The 21638-nt window shown below is 76.1% G+C and carries 2 protein-coding genes; both read right to left on the minus strand.

The genetic code is table 11. The features are described from left to right. Positions 1-85 precede the first annotated feature (85 nt). On the minus strand, positions 86-7261 hold the full coding sequence (locus tag AB0O53_RS00400; protein ID WP_403140900.1) for a non-ribosomal peptide synthetase: 7176 nt from the start codon (positions 7259-7261) through the stop codon (positions 86-88). Between the two features lie 20 nt (positions 7262-7281). Continuing rightward, entirely contained in the window at positions 7282-21606 is a 14325-nt protein-coding gene (locus tag AB0O53_RS00405; protein WP_365192374.1) for a non-ribosomal peptide synthetase, read from the minus strand. Positions 21607-21638: the final 32 nt, after the last annotated feature.

The raw sequence follows: 21638 nt of genomic DNA on the forward strand, positions 1-21638 counted from the left end.
TCCTCCAAACAGGGGTGCTTCAGGTGGTGTGGTGCGGGTGGGGCCGGTCCGGGCCGCCCTCGGCGGGCGGCCCGGACCGGACGGCCTAGGCGCCGGTGGTGCGGGCCGCGGCCAGGGCGCGGGCCACCAGCGGCCCGATCTCGCCCAGTGCGGCGGGGGACATCAGCTCGTCGTGGCCGAGGTCCAGGACGTGCTCCTCCAGCCGGCCGTCCAGGTACGGCGGCCAGACCAGGGCCGGGGTCTCCTCCGCCGGAGTGGTCCGGGCGGCCGTGAAGAACAGCACGTCACCGCGGTAGCGGCGGCTCCGGCTGCGGGACAGCAGGCGTACGCAGTCCACGTTCACCGACACGATCGCGTCGAGCAGGTGCTCGTCGAACCCGGCCAGCAGGCCGCGGCTGTCACGGATCGCGGCGATCCGCTCGTCCCGGTCGGCCCCGGCCCCCGCCTCGGCGTCCAGCCCGGCCACCGACAGCAGGAACCCGGACTCCTCCCGCTCCAGGCGCTCGCGCCAGTCGGGCGCGTCCGCGTACGACCAGTCCTCGATCTCCGGCGGGTAGGCGTCGAGCAGGCCGAGGAAGGCCACCTCCTCGCCGCGCTCCTGGAGAAGGGCCGCCAGGGTGTGGGCGACGGTCCCGCCGAAGGAGTAGCCGAGGAAGTGGTACGGGCCCTGCGGCTGGACGGTACGGATCTGCGCGAGGTACAGCTCCGCCAGCTCGGCGACGTCCGCGACGTCGGGCAGCTGTCCGGCGAGGCCCGGCGACTGGAGCCCGTACACCGGCCGGTCCGGGTCCAGGTGGCGCAGCAGCCCGGTGTACTGCCAGGCGAAGCCGGACGCCGGGTGGAAGCAGAACAGCGGCTGCGCGGTGCCCCGTTCGCGCAGCGGCATCAGCACCCGCAGCGCGTCGTCGCGGGCGTCGCCGGCGATCCGCGCGGCGATGTCGGCGACCGTCGGCGCGGACATCACCGCACCCACCTGGATGCCGACCCCGAGCTCGTCGCGGATCCGGCCGACCAGCCGCATCGCGAGCAGCGAATGCCCGCCCAGCGCGAAGAAGTTGTCCTCCACGCCGACCCGCTCCAGGCCGAGCACCTCGGCGAACACCCGGGCCAGGACCTCCTCGCGGGCGTCCTTCGGCGGCCGGCCGGAGCCGTCGCCGAAGTCCGGCGCGGGCAGCGCCGCGCGGTCCGTCTTGCCGTTCACCGTCAGGGGCAGCGCGGCCAGTTCCACGAACGCCGCCGGCACCATGTACTCGGGCAGCGCGGCCGCCAGCCGGGCCCGCAGCGCGGCCGGTTCGGCGCCCCGCCCGCCCGCCGCCCCGGCGGCCGGGACGGTGTAGGCGACGAGCCGCTTCACGCCGGTCGCGCCGGTGTGCACCACCACCGCGGCGGCGGCCACCTCCGGGAGCCCGGCGAGCACGGACTCGATCTCGCCCAGCTCGATGCGGAAACCTCGGATCTTCACCTGGTCGTCGGCGCGGCCCAGGTAGTCCAGGCCGCCGTCGGCCCGCCAGCGCACCAGGTCACCGGTGCGGTACATCAGCGTGCCCGGCTCCCCGAACGGATCGGCGACGAACCGCTCCGCTGTCAGCGCCGGCCGGCCCAGGTAGCCGCGGGCCAGACCCGCGCCCGCCAGGTACAGCTCGCCCGGAACCCCGTGCGGAGCCGGCCGCAGGGCCCCGTCCAGCACGTAGGCGCGGGTGTTGTGGATGGGGCGGCCCACGCAGGATCCCGCGCTCTCGGCCACGTCGGCGCCGAGCGCGTTGATGGTGTACTCGGTCGGCCCGTACAGGTTGTAGGCCATCGTGCCGTCCGTCTCGGCCAGCAGCGTCCACAGCGAGTCCGGGACGGCCTCGCCGCCGAGCAGGAACAGCGCCGGCCGGTGCCGTCCGGCGTCCAGCAGTCCGGCGTCCACCAGCTGCTGCCCGTAGGACGGGGTCACGTTGACCACGTCGATGCCGACCCGGTCGTAGTGCGCGGTGAGCGCCGCCGGGTCCAGCCGCAGCTCCTCGCCGATGACGTGCACCTCGTGCCCGTCGACCAGCCAGAAGAACTCCTCCCACGACATGTCGAAGGCGAAGGAGACGGTGTGGGCCACCTTCATCCGGCGCCCGCCGGCCAGCTCCACCGCCGGGGCGAAGATCCGCTCGCGGTGGTTGGCCAGCATGTTCGTCAGGCCCGCGTACGGCACCACGACGCCCTTGGGGCGGCCGGTGGAGCCCGAGGTGTAGATCACGTACGCCGGGTGCCTGCCGTCCCGCGGGCCGGTCAGCTCCGCCTCGGCCAGCGCCCCGTCGGACAGGGCGGCCAGCTCGCCGACGGTGTCCGGCGCGTCCAGCTCCAGCAGCGGCACCCCGGCCACCCGCGGCACGCGCGCGGCCACCGGATCCACCGTCACCAGGCACAGCGGGCCCGCGTCCTCGACCATGGCCGCCAGCCGGTCCACCGGGTGGTCCAGGTCCAGCGGCAGATAGGCGGCGCCCGTCTTCAGTACGGCGAACAGCGCGACCACGAAGTCCGCGGAGCGCGGCAGGCCCAGGGCCACGACCTGCTCCGGACCGGCCCCGCGGGCCCGCAGGGCCCGGGCGAGCCGGTTGGCCCGCGCGTCCAGCTCGGCGTAGGTCAGCCGCTCGTCCTCGAAGACCAGGGCGGTGTCCTGCGGCGTGCGGGCGGCCTGCGCGGCGAACAGGTCCGCCACCGACACGTCCGGGAACTCGTGCCCGGTGTCGTCGCCCAGCTCCAGCAGCCCGGCCCGCTCCGGCTCCGGCAGGGTGTGCAGCCGGCCCACCGGGACCGCGCCGTCCTCGACGATCGCGCGGACCAGCAGCGCCAGCCGGCCGGCCAGCCGCTCGGCCGTCGCCGCGTCGTACAGGTCGGGCCGGTAGGCGAGCGTCAGCTCCAGCGCCCGCCCCGGAGTGACCGCGAGGGTCAGCGGGTAGTGGGTGCCGTCGACGCTGTGCGTCCACCCGATGTGGTGCTCGGCGACCGCGTCCTCGCGGGCGGAGTCGTCGAGCGGGGTGTTGCGGAACACGTACAGCGTGTCGAAGAGCGCCCCGATGCCGGTCTCGCGCTGGATCCGGCCCAGGCCCGTGTAGTGGTGCGGCAACAGGTCGGCGTGCTCGGCCTGGACCCGCACCAGCAGGTCCCGCACCGGCTCCGCCGGTCTCAGCGACACCCGGAACGGCAGGGTGTTCATGAACATGCCGATCATCCGGTCCACGCCCGGCAGGCCCGCCGGGCGGCCCGACACCGTCGCGCCGAAGACCACGTCGTCGCGGCCGGTCATCCCGGCCAGCGCCATCGCCCACGCCGTGGACAGCACGGTGTTGAGGGTGATCCCGGCGCCCCGCGCGAACTCCCGCAGCCGGTCGCTGGACTCCTCGTCCAGCGACAGGTCCACCACCTCGGCCGTCACCGGCGGCCGGGCCGGGTCGGCCTCCGCCACCAGCGTGCCCTGGTCCAGCCCCGCGAGGTGGCCGCGCCAGGCGCGCACCGCCTCCTCGGTGTCCACCGCGGCCAGCCACCGCAGGTAGTCGCGGTACGGGGTCACCGGCGCCAGCACCGACTCGTCGCCCCGCGCCCCGTACAGGGCGAACAGCTCCTCGAAGAACAGCGACTCCGACCAGCCGTCGGTCAGGATGTGGTGCTGCGTCACGCACAGCACCCACCGGTCGGCCGCCATCCGGATCAGCGTCACCCGCACCAGCGGGGGAGCGCCGAGGTCGAACCGCTCGCCCGCGTCGGCCAGCGAGAACTCCTGCAGTGCGGCGTCCTGTCCGGCCCGGTCCAGGCCGGACCAGTCGATCTCCCGCCACGGCAGGTCCCACGTGGACGGGACCACCTGGACGGGCTGCGGCAGCCCCTCGTGGCGGAAGCCGGAGCGCAGGTTCGGGTGGCGGCGCAGCAGGCCGTCGAAGGCCTCCCGCAGCGCGGACGCGTCGACCTCGTGGAGCAGCTCCACGAAGTTCTGCATCAGGTAGACGTCCAGCCCGCGGTCGTCGTACTGGGCGTGGAAGTACAGGCCCTCCTGGAGCGGGGAGAGCGGCAGCACCTCGCCCGCCGTCGGGAACGCGGCGTCCAGCACGGCCCGTTCCGGCTCGGACAGCTCCACCAGCGGACCCGTACGGGACAGGAAACCGGTGTCGGCCCCGGTCGCGCCCGAGGAGTCCGCGGCGGCGGCCGATTCGGCCATCCGGGCCGGCGTACGGTGCTCGAACACGTCCCGCGGGGAGAGCAGCAGGCCTTCCTTGCGGGCCCGCGCCACCAGCCGGATCGAGACGATGCTGTCGCCGCCCAGGGCGAAGAAGTCGTCGTCGGCGCCGACCCGTTCCACGCCCAGCACCTCGGCGAACACCGCGCACAGGGCCTCCTCGCGGGGGCCGCGCGGGGCCCGCGAGGACGCCGCGCCGGTCAGCACCGGGGCCGGCAGAGCCGCCCGGTCCAGCTTCCCGTTCACCGTCATCGGCAGGGCCGGCAGCACCACCACGGCGGACGGCACCAGGTACTCCGGCAGGCGCTCCCCGAGCTGCTTGCGGGCCTGCTCGGGGTCGGCGGTGCCGGTCACGTAGCCCACCAGCCGGCGTACGCCCGGGGTGTCCTCGCGGACCACCACGGCTGCCGACGCCACACCGTCGAGGGCCGCCAGCGCGGCCTCCGCCTCGGCCGGCTCCACCCGGTGCCCGCGGATCTTCACCTGGTCGTCGGCCCGGCCGAGGAACTCCAGCTCCCCGTCAGGACGCAGCCGCACCAGGTCGCCGGTGCGGTACATCCGCCCGCCCGGAGTCCCGAACGGGTCCGCGATGAAACGTTCCGCCGTCGCGGCGGGCCGCCGCAGGTAGCCGCGGGCCTCGCCCGCGCCCGCCAGGTACAGCTCACCCGGAGTGCCCTCCGGCACCGGCCGCAGCGCACCGTCCAGCACGTACGCCGCCGTGTTGCCGATCGGCCGGCCCACGACCGGGGTGCCCGACGCCGCCAGGTCGGCCGCCAGGGCGTCCACCGTGTACTCGGTCGGCCCGTACAGGTTGACCGACATCACCCCCGGGGTGTCCCGGACCTGCTTCCACAGGGTGTCCGGCACGCCCTCGCCGCCGAGCAGCACCAGCCCCGGCCGGTGGGCGTCCCGGTCCAGCAGCCCGCACTCCAGCAGCGCCTGCGCGTGCGTGGGCGTCACGTCCAGGGCGTCGATCCGCTGCTCGCGGACGTAGGCCACCGTGAACTCGGCGTCCCGCCGGTCCGTCTCGTCCAGGACGTGCAGCTCGTGCCCCAGGACCAGCCAGAACAGCTGCTCCCAGGAGGTGTCGAAGGAGAACGACGCGGTGTGCAGGGCGCGCAGCCGGCGCCCGCCGGCCGCCGCCACCGCGGGCCCGAACACCGCCGCCACGTGGTTGGCGTACAGCGCCGACAGGCCGCCGTGGGTCACCACGACGCCCTTGGGCACGCCCGTCGAGCCGGAGGTGTGGATCACGTACGCCGGGTGCCCGGCCAGCGGCCGGCGGGGCGCGGTGAAGGAGGCCGGGGCGGTGGCCAGTCCGGCCGCGGTGTCCGCAGCGTCCAGCACGATCCGCCGCGCGCCGGTGCCGTCGTCGGCCGGCAGCAGCGCGAGCGCCGCCGAGGTGGTCAGCACACAGGCCGGCCGGGCGTCGTCCAGCATCAGCGCCAGCCGGTCCGCCGGGTGGTCCAGGTCCAGCGGCAGGTAGGCGGCGCCGGTCTTGAGCACCGCGAGGATCGCCGCGACCGCGTCGGTGGATCTCGGCACGGCCAGGGCCACGACGTCCTCGGGGCCCACGCCCCGCCCGGCCAGCAGCCCGGCCAGGGCGTTCGCCCGGGCGTCCAGCGCGGCGAACGTCAGCCGCCCGTCGCCCGCCACCACCGCGCACGCGTCCGGGGTCGCCGCCGCCTGCTCCGCGAACCGGTCCGCGACCGTACCCGAGGGCACCGCGCGGACCTCGCCGCGCAGCCCCGCCCGCAGGGCGCCCGGCTCGTCGGCCGCGAGCATCCGCAGCGAGCCGACCGTGGTGTCCGGGTCCCCGGCCAGCTGCTCCAGCAGGCCCGCCAGCCGGTCCGCGATCCGGGCCGCGGCCCGCGCGTCGAACAGGTCCGGCCGGTACTCGACGGCCAGTTCGGCCCGCTCGTCCAGGTTCACCGCCAGCGTCAGCGGGTAGTGCGTGCCGTCGCGGGCCTCGACCCCGGCCACCCGGACCCCGTCGGACAGGGCCGGACGGGCGGACGGGTCCACCGGATAGTTCTCCACCACGACCAGCGTGTCGAACAGCTCCCCGCCGCCCGCCTGCTTCTGGATCAGCCGCAGCCCCAGGTGGTGGTGGGCCAGCAGGCCGTTCTGCTCGTCCCGGAAGCGGCGTACGAGCCCGCCCACGGTGTCCCACGGGCGGGCGGCCAGCCGGACCGGCACGGTGGTGATGAACAGGCCCACCATCGCCTCGACGCCGGCTATCTCCTCGGGCCGTCCGGAGACGGTCAGCCCGAAGACCACGTCGTCCCGGCCCGTCAGCGAGCCCAGCAGCAGCCCCCAGGCCGCCTGCACCAGCGTGCTCGGCGTCGTACCCAGGCGGCGGGCCGCCCCGGTCAGCCGGGCCGTGGCCTCCGCCGTCAGTTCCAGCCGGTGCACGCCCGGCCGCACCGGCAGCCGGCCGGCGTCGGCCGCCGCGACCAGCGTCGGCCCGTCCAGCGACGCCAGCGACTGCCGCCACGCCGCCTCCGCCGCCGGCGCGTCCTGCGCCTTCAGCCACCGCAGGTAGTCCTTGTACGGGCGGACCGCGCCCGGCCCGCCGGGCCCGCCGTCCGCCTCGTACAGCGCGAGCAGATCCCCGACCAGCAGCGGCATCGACCAGCCGTCCACCAGGATGTGGTGCACCGTCACCACCAGCAGGTGGTCCTCGGGGCCGCGGCGGGCCAGCACCAGGCGCAGCAGCGGCGGCCGGTGGAGAGCGAACCGCTTCGCCAGCTCGGCGCGTTCCACGCGGCGCACCGCGGACGGCGACGGGTCGTCGGAGAGGTCCACCCGGTCCAGGGCGAACGGCACCTCGGACGGCACGAACTGCACCGGCTGCGGCACCCCCTCGTGCCAGAACCCGGCCCGCAGGTTGGGGTGGCGCCGCAGCAGGGCGGCGCCCGCCCGCTCCAGCCGCTCCGCGTCCACCGGCCCGGCCAGCGACACCGACACCTGCACGGTGTAGACGTCCGGCGCGGCGCCGTCGTACAGCGAGTGGAACAGCATGCCCTGCTGCAAGGGGGACAGCGGAAGCATGTCCTCGATCTTGGCCTGGGTCACTGCTGTGCCCTCCACATGTCTTCGAGCATCGTGATCTGGTCCTGGTCGAGGTCGACCAGGTCGAGGTCCGAGGGGGTGTACCCCCCGGTGGTGCCGTGTGCCGCCCAGGCGGCGAGGGAGTCGACGGCGGCCAAGAAGCCGTCCGCGAGCTCTCCGACGTCCGTCTGCGGGACGGCCTCGCCCGCCCACGTGAACGTCGCGGTCAGTTCGGGCCCCTCGGGGCCGTCGCCGATCTCGGTGGTGATCTCCAGCGGGTGCGACAGCGGCAGCAGCGGATCCGGCCGGGCCGCCAGGGCGTCGGCCTCCGCCGCCGGACCCCAGTCGGGATCCGCCACGCCGGTCTGCCGGCCCAGGTAGTTCCACAGCACCTCGGGCCGGGCCGAGCCGTCGAACAGCCGCGCCGTGGCCGGGTTCGCGTACCGCAGCAGGCCCGCGCCGACACCGCCGTCCGGGACCTGCCGCAGCAGCTCCTTGACCTCCTTCAGGGCGGCGCCCGCGTCGTCCCGCCCGGCCAGCACGCCGGCCGCGTCGTAGGACCGCGCCGTCACCCGCAGCGGGTGGATGGCCGTGAACCAGCCCACCGTCCGGGTCAGGTCCGCACCCGGCAGCAGCTCCTGCTCCCGGCCGTGACCCTCCAGGTCCACCGTGAACCCGTCCCCGAACGGCAGCCCGCGACGGGCCGCCAGATCGCCGACGGCCAGGGCGAGCGCCGTCAGCAGCGTGTCGCCGACCGTGCCGTGGAAGGCCGTCGGCACCTCCCGCAGGAGCGGCGCGGTGCGCTCCGCCGACGCCCGCACGGTCAGCTTCCGGGCCGTCGCGACGGTGTCGGTACGCGGGTCCAGCGGGCGGTGTGCCAGCAGCGGCGCCGCCGCCGCGGAGGCGGCGAGCCAGTGCTCCAGCTCGGCGGTCCGCCGCGGCGCCTGCGCCTCGGCGAGCAGGTGCCCGGTCCAGGTCCGCAGCGAGGTCGGCACCGGCTCCAGCGCGGGGGTCCGGCCCGCCGCCACCGCCTCGTGGGCGGCGCGCAGGTCCGGCAGCAGGATCTGCCAGGACACCTCGTCCACCACCAGGTGGTGGGCGGCCAGCAGCAGCCGCCCGGAGGCGTCCGGACCGCGGTCGAAGTGCACCGCCTTCAGCATCACGCCGGACTCCGGGTCGAGCAGCCGCGAGACCCGACCCGACTCCCGGGCCAGCAGCTCCCGCAGTTCGGCGTCGTCGCAGCCGACCGCGTCCACCGCGTCCAGGACCGACCCGGCCGCGACCGCGCCCACGGGCCGCACCTCGGCGCTCCACACCCCGGGCCGGGCCACCGTCAGCGTCTGCCGCAGCCCGTCGTGGTGGTCCAGTACGGCCTGCAGCGCGGCCACGAGGGCCGCCCGGTCCGTGCCGGCCGGCAGCCGCACCAGCCGGGCCTGCGCGAACGAGGCGAAGGGACCGCCGCGTTCGGCGAGCCACTGCGCCACCGGCGGCAGCGGCAGCGGGCCGGGCCCGCCGTCCGCGGGCCGGGCCGGCGCGGCCGGGGCGTCCGCGCGCCGGACGGCGACCGAAGCCAGGGCGGCCGGGGTCGGGTGCTGGAAGACCTGCCGGGCCGAGATGGTCAGCCCCGCCTTGCGGGCCAGGCCCACCAGCCGGATGGAGACGATGCTGTCGCCGCCCAGCTCGAAGTAGTTGTCGTCCGGGCCGACGGCGGGCAGGCCCAGCACCTCGGCGACCAGGGCCCGCAGCACGTCCACCGGCTCCCCGGCCGGGGCGGCCACCGCGGGTGCGGCGCTCGCGGCGGCCGCGGCGGCGGCGACCGCCGCCGCCGGGAGGGCGGGCGCGGGCAGCGCCTTGCGGTCCAGCTTGCCGTTGGCCGACAGCGGGAGCCGCTCCAGCGTCACGAACACCGACGGAACCATGTACTCCGGCAGCCGGGAGGCCGCCAGGGCCCGCAGCTCCTCCACCTCGACCGTGCGCCCCTCGGCGGGCACCACGTAGGCGACCAGCCGGCGTACCCCCGGGGTGTCTTCGCGGAGTTGGACGGTGGTGTGGGTGAGGTGGGGGTGGGTGGTGAGGGTGGTTTCGATTTCTGCGGGTTCGATGCGGAGGCCGCGGAGTTTGATCTGGTGGTCGGTGCGGCCGAGGTAGTGGAGGGTGCCGTCGGGGGTTTGGCGTACGAGGTCTCCGGTGCGGTACATGCGGGAGCCGGGGGCTCCGTGGGGGTTGGCGGTGAAGCGTTCGGCGGTGAGGTCGGGTCGGGTGAGGTATCCGCGGGCGAGTTGGGTTCCGGCGAGGTAGAGCTCGCCTGGGGTGCCGGGGGGTACGGGGTTGAGGTGGTGGTCGAGGACGTAGGTCTGGGTGTTCCAGACGGGGGTGCCGATGGGGGCTGTGGGGTGGGGGTTGTGGGGGGTGGTGGTGTGGGCGGTGACGTCGACTGCGGCTTCGGTGGGGCCGTAGAGGTTCGCCAGCTCCGCGTGATGGGTGTTGTGGGCGTGGAACTGCCCGGTGTGGTCGGCGGTCAGGGCCTCGCCGCTGCACACCACGAGCCGCAGCGACGGGGTGCTGTCGATGGTGTGCTCGGCCAGGTAGGCGCCCAGCATCGACGGAACGAAGTGGCAGACGGTGACCTGCTGTTCCTCGATGAGGGTGTTGAGGTAGTCGGGCTCCTTGTGGCCCTCGGGGCGTGCGATCACCAGGGGGACGCCCTGGGCGAGGGGCCAGAACAGCTCCCACACGGAGACGTCGAAGCCCGTCGGGGTCTTCTGCAGCACCCGGTCGGCCAGGGTGAGTCCGTAGGCGTGCTGCATCCACTCCAGGCGGTTGACGATGGCCTCGTGCTCGACGAGCACGCCCTTCGGCCGGCCCGTCGAGCCACTGGTGAAGATGACGTAGGCGGGGTGCCGGGGCAGGAGCGGCGCGACCCGCTCCGCGTCCGCCAGCGGGCCGTCGGCCTGCAGGGCGAGCTCCGCCTCCACCACCGGCGAACCGAGCACGACCAGCGGCACGTCCGGACCCGGCGGCAGCAGCGCCGCCGAGGCGGCGTCCGCCAGCGCGAGCACCGGGCCGCCGCTGTCCAGCAGGTACGTGAGCCGGTCGGCGGGCAGCGACAGGTCGAGCGGGAGGTAGGCGCCGCCGGCCCGGACGACCGCGTGCAGGGCGATCAGCAGGTCGGCGGAGCGGGGCAGGGCGACGGCGACGATGGACTCGGGTCCGACGCCGCGGCCGATGAGCAGGCGGGCGAGCCGGTTCACGGCCGCCTCGAAGTCGGCGCGGGAGGTCTCGGCGCCCTCGAAGACCAGGGCCGGGCCGTGGGCGCGGTCCGCGCCCGCCGCGACCAGGTCGGCCAGGTTCGCCGGGCCGTCCAGGGCCACGGCCGTGTCGTTGAACCCGGACAGGATCCGCTCCCGCTCCGCCCCGTCCATCAGGGCGATCGCCGACAGCGGCACCGACGGATCCGCCGCCACCGCCTCCAGCAGCCGCACCAGCCGCCCGGCGAGGGCCTCGACCGTCGAGGCGTCGAACAGGTCCGCGGCGTAGCGGATCCCGCCTTCGAACCCGCTGCCCGGCCGGATGGTGCCGAAGGCGAGCTCCAGGTCCACCTTCGCCCCGCCGGTCTCCACCCAGAACTCCTCCGCGGGAGCCCCGAACAGCTCCCGCGCGGACTCCGGCGCCGAGTGGTAGGTCACCATCGTCTGGAAGAGCGGATTGCGGGCGCGGGACCGCTCCGGCCCGACCGCCTCCACGACCGCCTCCAGCGGCAGGTCCGCGTGGGCGAAGGCGGCCAGCGCCGTGTCCCGCACCCGGGCCACCAGCTCGGTGAACCGCGGGTCGCCGGACACGTCCGTCCGCAGCACCAGGGTGTTCAGGAAGAACCCGACCAGCCCGTCCAGCTCCGGCCCGCCGCGCCCCGACACCGGGCTGCCGAGCGGGATGTCCTCGCCCGCGCCCAGCCGGTGCAGCAGCGCCGCGACCGCCGCGTGCACCACCATGAAGGGGGTCGCCCCGGTCGTACGGGCGAGCCGCAGCAGACCGTCCGCCGCCCCGGCCGGGACGGTGAACGGCACCACGTCGCCGCGGAAGGTCGGCTCCGCCGGACGGCCGCGGTCGGCCGGCAGCTCCAGCTCGGCCGGGATCCCGGCCAGCGCCCCGCGCCAGTACGCGGCCTGGGCGGCGGCCACCGATGCGGGGTCGGCGGCGTCGCCCAGCAGCTCGCGCTGCCACAGCGCGTAGTCGGCGTACTGGACGGGCAGCGGGGCGAACTCCGGTGCCAGGCCCGCCGAGCGCGCCGCGTACGCCGCCGACAGGTCCGCGAGCAGCGGGCCGGTCGAGGCCTCGTCGGTGGCGATGTGGTGCAGCAGCACCAGCAGCACGGCGTCGTCCGGGGCCGCCCGCAGCAGGGTCACCCGCAGGGGCAGGTCCCGCTCCAGGTCGAAGGCGTACGATCCGGCGGCCTCCGCCTCGGCGCGCAGCCGGTCGGCGGACACCTCCCGGACCTCCACCGGCACCACGGCCCGGTCCGCGGGCAGCACCCGCTGGTACGGCCGGCCGTCCTCCTCCGCGATCACCGTGCGCAGCACCTCGTGCCGGGCGGCCAGGTCCTGCACGGCGGCGCGCAGCGCCTCCGTGTCGACCGGGCCGCGCAGCCGCACCGCGACGGGCACGTTGTAGACGGTGCCGGTCCCGCGGAGCGCGTCCAGCAGCCACAGCCGGTGCTGCGCGTACGACAGTTCGGGGCGCTCGGTGCGCCGGGCGGGCGCCCCGGCCAGGACGGGCAGCCGACGGCCGTCGCCGGACCCGTCGCCCCGCTCGGCGAGGCGCGCGGCCAGCCGTGCCGCGGTCCGCAGCTCGAACACGTCGCGCACGGCGCACTCCCCGCCGAGGGCCTCCCGCAGCCGGGCGGCCACCCGGGCCGCCAGCAGGGAGTGCCCGCCGAGCGCGAAGAAGTCGTCGTCCGCGCCGACCGACGGCCGGCCCAGGACGTCCGCCAGCACACCCGCGGCGATCTCCTCACGGGCGTCGCGCGGGGCCCGCGAGGCACCGGCCTCGGGCAGCTCGGGCGCCGGCAGCGCCTTGCGGTCGAGCTTGCCGTTCGGCGAGAGCGGCAGCTCGGGCAGCGCCACGAAGAAGCTCGGCACCATGTACTCGGGCAGCCGGTCGCCCGCCCACGCCCGCAGCTCCGCCTCGTCCGGCCCGGGCGTTCCGGCCGCCGGGACCACGTAGGCCACCAGGTGCTGGACTCCCGGGGTGTCTTCGCGGAGTTGGACGGTGGTGTGGGTGAGGTGGGGGTGGGTGGTGAGGGTGGTTTCGATTTCTGCGGGTTCGATGCGGAGGCCGCGGAGTTTGATCTGGTGGTCGGTGCGGCCGAGGTAGTGGAGGGTGCCGTCGGGGGTTTGGCGTACGAGGTCTCCGGTGCGGTACATGCGTGCGCCGGGGGTGGTGCTGTGGGGGTTGGCGGTGAAGCGTTCGGCGGTGAGGTCGGGTCGGGTGAGGTATCCGCGGGCGAGTTGGGTTCCGGCGAGGTAGAGCTCGCCTGGGGTGCCGGGGGGTACGGGGTTGAGGTGGTGGTCGAGGACGTAGGTCTGGGTGTTCCAGACGGGGGTGCCGATGGGTGCGGTGGGGTGGGGGTTGTGGGGGGTGGTGGTGTGGGCGGTGACGTCGACGGCGGCTTCGGTGGGACCGTAGAGGTTCGCCAGCTCCGCGTCGTGCGCGTTGCCGGCGTGGAACCGGTCCGTCAGATCCGTGGTCAGCGCCTCACCACTGCACACGACCAGGCGCAGCGACTGCGTCTCCCCGATGGTGTGCTCGGCCAGGTAGGCGCCCAGCATCGACGGCACGAAGTGGCAGACCGTCACCCGCTGTTCGCCGATCAGAGCGGCCAGGTACGCCGGCTCCTTGTGGCCCTCGGGGCGTGCGATGACCAGGGGGACGCCCTGGGCGAGGGGCCAGAACAGCTCCCACACGGAGACGTCGAAGCCGGTCGGGGTCTTCTGCAGCACCCGGTCCCGCGCCGTCAGCGCGTAGGCGTGCTGCATCCACTCCAGGCGGTTGACGATGGCCTCGTGCTCGACGAGCACGCCCTTCGGCCGGCCCGTCGAGCCACTGGTGAAGATCAGGTACGCCGGGTGGTGCGGCCGCAGCGGAGCCGTACGCTCCGCGTCCGCGACCGGACCGGCCGGCAGCCCGGCCAGCTCCTCGGCCGTTTCCGGGGCGTCCAGCAGCACCACATCCATACCGTCGGCCTCCGGAACGGCGGCCGCTGACGCCGCGTCGGTCAGCAGGCACACCGGAGCCGCGGTCGCCGTCATGTACGCCAGGCGGTCGGCGGGCAGCGAGGGATCCAGCGGGAGGTAGGCGCCGCCGGCCCGGACGACCGCGTGGAGGGCGACGAGGAGGTCGGCGGAGCGGGGCAGGGCGACGGCGACGATGGACTCGGGTCCGACGCCGCGGCCGATGAGCAGGCGGGCGAGCCGGTTCACGGCCGCCTCGAAGTCGGGGCGGGAGGTCTCCGTGCCCTCGAAGACGAGGGCCGGGCCGTGGGCGCGGTCCGTGCCCGCCGCGACCAGGTCGGCCAGGTTCGCCGGGCCGTCCAGTGCGACGGCCGTGTCGTTGAACCCGGACAGGATCTGCTCCCGCTCGGCCTCGTGCAGCAGCGTGATCTGCGACAGCCGTACGGAGGGATCCGCGATCACGGAGTCGAGCAGCCGGACCAGACGCCCGGCGAGCACCATCACCGTCGGCTCGTCGAACAGGTCGACGGCGTAACGGATCCCGCAGGTCATCCCGATCGGCGTCCGCCGGAACAGCACCTCCAGGTCGAACTTGGCGGCGCCCGCGCCGACCGTCTTCTCCCGCGCCGTCACCGCCCCGCCGAACAGGCCGGCCGGTACGGCCGCCCCGCCCTCGTACGCGACCATCGTCTGGAACAGCGGGTGCCGGGAGAGCGAGCGCTCCGGCGCCACCGCCTCGACCACCGCGTCGAACGGCAGGTCGGCGTGGTCCAGGGCCCCGGTCGCCGCCCGGGCGGTACGCGCCAGCAGCTCCGCGAAGTCCGGGTCCCCGGACACGTCGGCCCGCAGCACCAGGGTGTTGACGAAGAACCCGACCAGCGGGTCCAGGGACTCCGCCGAGCGTCCCGACGCCGGGAAGCCCAGCGGCAGGTCCTCGCCCGCGCCCAGCCGGTGCAGCAGCGCGGCCACCGCCGAGGACACCACCGCGAACATGGTGGTCCCCGAGGAGGAGGCCAGTGCCTCCAGCCCGGCCACCAGCGGCTCCGGCAGGCCCACCGTCACGGTCCGGCCCTCGTGCGAGGGCACCGCCGGGCGGCCGCGGTCCGCGGGCAGAGTGAGTTCGGCCGGGATCCCGGCCAGCGCCCCGCGCCAGTACGCGGACTGCTCGGCGGCCACCGAACCCGGCTGCGAGGCCTCGCCCAGCAGCTCGCGCTGCCACAGCGCGTAGTCGGCGTACTGGACGGGCAGCGGCGCGAACTCCGGTGCCAGGCCCGCCGAGCGCGCCGCGTACGCGTGCGCCAGATCGACCAGGAACGGCCCCGTCGACCACTCGTCGGAGGCGATGTGGTGGAAGAGGACCAGCAGCGTGTGCGCCTCGGGCCCCTCCTCCAGCAGGGTCACCCGGACCGGGAGTTCGCGCTCCAGGTCGAAGGCGTACCCGGCGGCCTCGTCCAGCGCCGCGTCGGCCCCGCCGGCCGGCACGGCCGCCACCGCGAACGGCACCTCCGTACCGCCCGGCTCCAGCACCCGCTGGAACGGGCCCGCCGCGTCCTCGCCGTACACCGTGCGCAGCGCCTCGTGGCGGGCCACCACGTCGGCGACCGCCGACCGCAGGGCGGCCGCGTCCAGCGGCCCGTCCAGCCGCAGCGCCAGCGGCACGTTGTACGTCGCCGACGCGCCGTCGAGGCGGTCCAGGAACCACAGCCGCGCCTGGGCGAAGGCCATCGGCAGCCGCTCCGGCCGCACCGCCGCCACCGGCTCCGGGCGGCTCGCGCCGCCCCGGCCCGCCAGCCGCTCCGCGAGCCCGGCCACCGTGCGCGCCTCGAACACGTCGCGTACCGAGCACGCCGTACCGGCGGCCCGGATCCGGGCGACCAGGCGCGTCGCGAGGAGCGAATGCCCGCCCAGCCGGAAGAAGTCGTCCTCCGCGCCCACCGACGCCAGCCCCAGCACCTCGGCGAACACCGCCGCGATCCGCTCCTCGGCGGCGCCGCGCGGCGCCCGGGACCCCCCGGCCGCCCGAGGGCCCGGCACCGGCAGCGCCGCCCGGTCCAGCTTGCCGTTCACGTTCACGGGCAGTACGGGAAGCACCACCACCGCGGCCGGTACCAGGTGCTCCGGCAGGACCGCCGCCAACTGCCGCCGCAGTTCCTCCGGTTCGGCCCGGTCGGCCACCGCGTACCCGACCAGTTCCGGCAGTCCGGCGGAGCCCGGGAGGTCCTCGCGCACCAGCACCGCGGCCGCCGACACCCCCTCCAGCGCGGCCAGCGCCGCCTCCACCTCGCCCGGCTCCACGCGGAACCCGCGGATCTTCACCTGGTCGTCGGCCCGGCCCAGGAACTCCAGCAGGCCGTCCGCCCGCCACCGCGCCAGGTCGCCCGTGCGGTACATGCGGGTGCCCGGCGCCCCGTGCGGGTCGGCGGTGAACCGCTCCGCGGTCAGCGCGAACCGGCCCAGGTAGCCGCGTGCATTCTGCTCGCCCGCCAGGTACAGCTCGCCGGGCACGCCCGCCGGCACCGGACGCAGCCGCGCGTCCAGCACGTACGCCCGGGTGTTGTCCAGCGGCCGGCCCACCACCGGGGACGGGCCGTCGCTCACCCGTGCCACCAGCGCGTCCACCGTGAACTCGGTCGGCCCGTAGTAGTTGACGGTCTCGACGTCCCCGACCTCGCGCAGCTCCGCCCACATGGCGGGCGGCACGGCCTCGCCGCCGAGCAGGAACAGCGGCGGCCGCCACGCGCCGGCCAGCAGGCCGGCGTCGAGCAGCTGGCGCCCGTACGAGGGCGTCACGTCCAGGGCGTCGATCCGGTGCTCGCGCACGTACGCGACGACGGCCTCGGCGTCGCGGCGCCCGAACTCGTCCAGGACGTGCAGCTCGTGCCCGGCGACCAGCCACAGGAGCTGCTCCCAGGAGGAGTCGAAGGAGAACGACGCCGTGTGCAGGGCCCGCACCCGGCGGCCCAGCCGGGCCGCGACCGGCCCGTACAGGTCGCGCTCGTGGTCGCGGAAGAGCCGGGTCAGGCCCGCGTGCCGCAGCACCACGCCCTTCGGCACGCCCGTGGACCCCGAGGTGTAGATGACGTACGCGGCGTGCTCCGGGTGCACCGGCACCTGCGGCAGCGGCGCCGCCGCGGCGAGCCGGTCCGCGGTCTGCGGGTCGTCGAGCACCAGCGCCGGTACGCCCGGCACGCGCCCGGCGGCCGCCCGCGTGGTCACCACGCACACCGGCGCGGCGTCGCCGAGCATGAAGGCGAGCCGGTCGGCCGGGTGGTCCAGGTCCAGCGGCAGGTACGCGGCACCCGCCTTCAGGGCGGCGAGCAGCGCGACCACGGTGTCCGCGGACCGGGGCACGGCGAGGGCGACCACGGTGTCCGGGCCGGCCCCGGCGGCGGCGAGCAGCGAGGCCAGCCGGCCCGCCCGCTCGTCCAGTTCGGCGAAGGACAGCCGCTCGGCGCCCGCCACCACGGCGGTGGCGTCCGGGGCGGCGGCCGCGCTCGCGGCGAACACGGCCGTCACCGGCTCCGGGTCGACCGGCCTGCCGGTGGCGTTCCACCGCTCCAGCGCGGTGCGCTCGGGCAGGTCCAGCAGCTCCCAGCCGGAGACCGGACGGGAGGGCTCCGTGACGGCTTCGGCGAGGATCCGCAGCAGCCGGTCGGTGAAGGCCTCCGCGGTGGCGGCGTCGAAGCGGGCCGTCGCGTAGAACACCTCCAGCTCCAGGCCGGTGCCGTGCGCGGAGTCGGAGAAGGTGACGTCGAGGTCGAACTTGGCGGCGCCCGGGTCGGTGCGGTCCACCCGCGCGGGCAGCCCGAAGAGCGTGCGCAGGTCCTGGCTGACGGTGCTGTGCGAGACCATCGTCTGGAACAGCGGGTGGCGCACCGGCGACCGCTCGGGGGCCACCGCCTCCACCACCGCGTCGAACGGCAGGTCGGCGTGGTCCAGGGCGGCCAGGTCGGCGGCCCGTACCCGGGACAGCAGCTCCGTGAAGGTCGGGTCGCCGCTCAGGTCGGTGCGCAGCACCAGGGTGTTGACGAAGAATCCGACCAGGTCGTCCAGGGCGCTGTCGGAACGGCCCGCGACGGGCGTGCCGAGGACGAGGTCCTCGCCCGCGCCGAGCCGGTGCAGCAGACCGGCGAGGGCCGCGTGGACCACCATGAAGACGCTGGTGCCGGTCTCCCGGGCCAGGTGCCGGATACCGGCGGCCACGTCGTCCGGGACCGGCCGGTGCACCATGGCGCCCGCGGCCGCCTCGGCGGCGGTGGCCGGGCGGGGCCGGTCCGCGGGGAGTTCGAGCTCCGGCGGCGCGCCGGCGAGGGCCCGGCGCCAGAACGCGGCCTGCACGGCGGCGGTCGAGCCCGCATCGGCGGTGTCGCCGAGCAGCTCGCGCTGCCACAGCGCGTAGTCGGCGTACTGGACGGGCAGCGGGGCGAACTGCGGTGCGCGGCCCGCGAGGCGGGCCTCGTAGGCGCGGGTCAGGTCGGCCAGGAAGGGCCCCATCGACCACTCGTCGGAGGCGATGTGGTGCAGCAGCACCACCAGCACGTCCCCGGCGCCGGAGCGCGGGCGGACCAGGGCCACCCGGACCGGGGCGCCCGCCGCCAGGTCGAAGCGGTGCCCGAGGGCGGCCGCCACCGCGGCCTCGGTGGCGTCGGCGCCGTCGGCCTCCACCAGGTGCAGCCGCACTCCGGCGCCGTCCGCCGGCAGCACCCGCTGCGCGGGGACGCCGTCGCGCTCCTCGAACACGGTGCGCAGCGCCTCGTGCCGGGCCACGGTGTCGGTGAGGGCCGCGGCCAGGGCGTCCGCGTCCAGGCGGCCCTCGAACCGTACGGAGAAGGGGATGTTGTAGGTGGTCGACGGCCCTTCCAGCTGGTCGATGAACCACAGCCGCTGCTGCGCGTACGACAGGGGCAGCACGGCCGGCCGGTCGGCCGGGGCGGGGGAGCGGCGGGCCGCGGCCGCGGTCCGGCCGCCCAGCCGGTCGGCGAGCGCCCGGGCGGTACGGGCCTCGAACACGTCGCGGATCGCACAGTCGGTACCCAGCACGGTGCGCAGCCGGGCGGCGGCGCGGGAGGCCAGGAGGGAGTGGCCGCCGAACGCGAAGAAGTCGTCGTCCGGGGCGAGTCCGGGGGTGTCCAGGACGTCGGCGAGAACGCCGGTGACGATCTCCTCGCGGGCCCCGCGCGGCGCGCGTGCGCCGCCGGCCGTACCGGCCGCACCCGCCGCGGGAGCGGGCAGCGCCTTGCGGTCCACCTTGCCGTTGGCGGTCAGCGGGAACGCGTCCAGCACGACGACCGCGGCCGGCACCATGTAGGCGGGCAGCACCTCGGCGGCGGCCCGCCGGACCGCGACCGGGTCGGGGGAGGAGCCGTCGGCCGCGCGGGTGACGTAGCCGACCAGCATCTGCCGGCCCGGCTCGTCCTCCCGTACCAGGGCCACGGCCCGGCCGGTGCCGGCGGCCGCGGCGAGCGCCGCCTCCACCTCGCCCGGCTCGATGCGGTGCCCGCGCAGCTTGACCTGGTCGTCGGCCCGGCCCAGGAACTCCAGGCGGCCGTCGGGGCCGCGCCGCACCAGGTCGCCGGTGCGGTACATGCGGGAGCCGGCCGGGCCGAACGGGTCGGCGGCGAACCGCTCCGAGGTCAGGGCCGGACGCCCCAGGTAGCCGCGGGCCAGCTGGGTGCCGGCCAGGTACAGCTCGCCGGCGCGGCCGGCCGGGACCGGGCGGAGCGCGGCGTCCAGGACGTGGGCGCGGGTGTTCCAGAACGGCAGGCCGATGCCGGGGACGCCGGTGTGGTCCGCGGCCAGGTCGGCGGAGGTGGCCCACACGGTGGCCTCGGTGGGCCCGTAGACGTTGGTGACCGAGCGGGCCGTACGGGCGAGGCGCTCGGCGAGCGCGGCGGGCAGCGCCTCGCCGCCGACCAGCACCCGGGTGCCGGACAGCGCGGTGGGCCGGCCGTCCTCCAGCAGCGCGTGCCACAGCGAGGGGGTGGCCTGCATGACGGCGGGCCGGTGCGCGTCCACCAGCGCGGCCAGCGCGGACGGTTCGCGGACCGTGTCGCGGTCGGCGAGGACGATCGTCGCCCCGCACAGCAGCGGGGTGTGGATCTCCAGGACGTGGATGTCGAAGGAGACGGTGGTGACCGCGACGAGGCGGTCCCCGGGGGCGAGGGCGAGCACCTCGGCCTGCATGTGCAGGAAGTTGGCGAGGGCCTCGTGCGGGACGACGACGCCCTTGGGCCGGCCGGTGGAGCCGGAGGTGTGGATCACGTACGCCGGGTGGGCGCCGGTCAGCGGGGCGGTCCGCTCGGCGTCGCCGACGGGGGCGGCCGGGAGCGCGGCCAGCGCCGCGAGGGTGTCCGGGGAGTCCAGCACGATCCGCTCGGTGCCGGGGGCGTCGGGGGCCAGGGCGGCGCTGTCCAGGGTGGTGAGCACGCAGACCGGGCGGGCGTCGTCCACCATGAAGCGGAGCCGGTCCGCGGGGTATTCGAGGTCCAGCGGCAGGTACGCGCCGCCCGCCTTGAGGACGGCGAGGAGCGCCACCACGAGGTCGGCGCTGCGGGGCAGGGCCAGGCCCACGAACGACTCGGGGCCGACGCCCCGCGCGATCAGCAGGCGGGCCAGCCGGTCGGCCCGCGCGTGCAGCTCGGCGTGGTCGAGGACGGTGTCCCCGGCGATCACGGCGGGCTGGGCGGGGTGGCGGCGCGCGGCCTCCTCGAAGGCGGCGACGACCGGGCCGGCCGGCACGGGGCGGGTGGTGTCGCCGGCGGCGGTGACGGCCGCCGCCAGCGCGGCGGGGGCGAGCAGGTCGGGCCGGCCGACCGGGGCCTGGGCGCCGGCCTCGGCGCAGGCCGCCAGGAAGTGGGCGAACTCGGCGAGGAGCGCGGCCGCCGCCTCCTGGTCGTAGGCGTCGGGGTTGGCGTCCAGCTCCAGCCGGATCCGGCCCTCCGCCTCGTCGTGGTGGACGCCGAGGGTCAGGTCGTCCACGGGGCCGGCGGCGACGTTGTGCACGGTGGCGGGCGACCCGGCGAAGTCCAGGCCGTAGTCGAAGGCCTTGACGTTGAGCATGGGGCCGAACGCGGCGGCGCCCTCGGGGCGGCCGGAGCCCAGGTCGCGGCGGATGTCCTCGGCGCGGTGGTGCTGGTGGCGGCGCAGTGCACGCACCCCGGCGGCCACGTCGGCGACCAGTTCGCCGAACGGGGTCCCCGGCCGCACGGCGACCCGCAGCGGCAGCACGTTGACCACCATGGCCGGGACGCGCAGCGCCGCGGAGCCCAGGCGGGCCATGGCCGGCAGGGACAGCACCACGTCGCGGGCCCCGCCGGCCCGGTGCAGCCAGGCGGCGAACGCGGCGGTCACCGCGTCGGCCCAGCTGGCCCGCACGGACCGGGCGGCGGCCAGCAGTGCGCCGGTCGGGCCGGGACCGAGCTCGGCGTGCACGCGCAGGAACGAGTGCGCCGCCGGGTGCGCGGCGCCGCTCAGCGGGGCCGGCTCGGGCAGCTCCGCGAGGCGCTCCCGCCAGTACGCCCGGTCCGCCGCGTGGCGGTCGGAGCCGAGGTAGGCGGCCTCCTCGTCGAGGATCGCCGACAGGCCGGGGAAGGGGGAGGGACCGGGCTCGCGGCCCTCGGCGAGCGCCGTGTAGACCTCGGCGGCGCGCCGGGAGACCAGGGAGAACCCGTAGGCGTCGAGGGCGATGTGGTGGACCCGCTGGTACCAGAGGGTCCGGTCCGGGGCGACCCGGTGGAGGCTGAAGCAGTGGAGCGGGTCCTTCGCCGGGTCCGCCGGGGTGGCCATGTCACGGCGCATCAGGGACAGCGCGGTGCCGTACGGGTCCTCCTGGCCGGTGTGGTCGAGGACCGGGACGACCACCGGCCCGAAGTCCGGACCGGGGCGGGTCAGCTGGTACGGCTCCCCGTCGGCGTCCTCGGCGAAGACGACGGTCAGCGCCTCGCACTCGGAGACGGTGCGGCGCAGCGCGGTGGTGAACAGGTCGGGATCCAGGGGGCCCTGGATCTCGACGTACTGGCCGACGTTGAAGACCGGGGACTCCGGGTCGAGCCGCTGGCCGTACCAGACGCCGGTCTGGGCCCCGGTGAGGGGGAGACGCTGGGGGGTGCGGTCGCTCATGGGTGGTGCTCCAGTGGTCGTCGGCGGGACCG

The sequence above is a fragment of the Streptomyces erythrochromogenes genome (assembly GCF_040684695.1).
Taxonomy (GTDB): Bacteria; Actinomycetota; Actinomycetes; order Streptomycetales; family Streptomycetaceae; genus Streptomyces; species Streptomyces erythrochromogenes_C.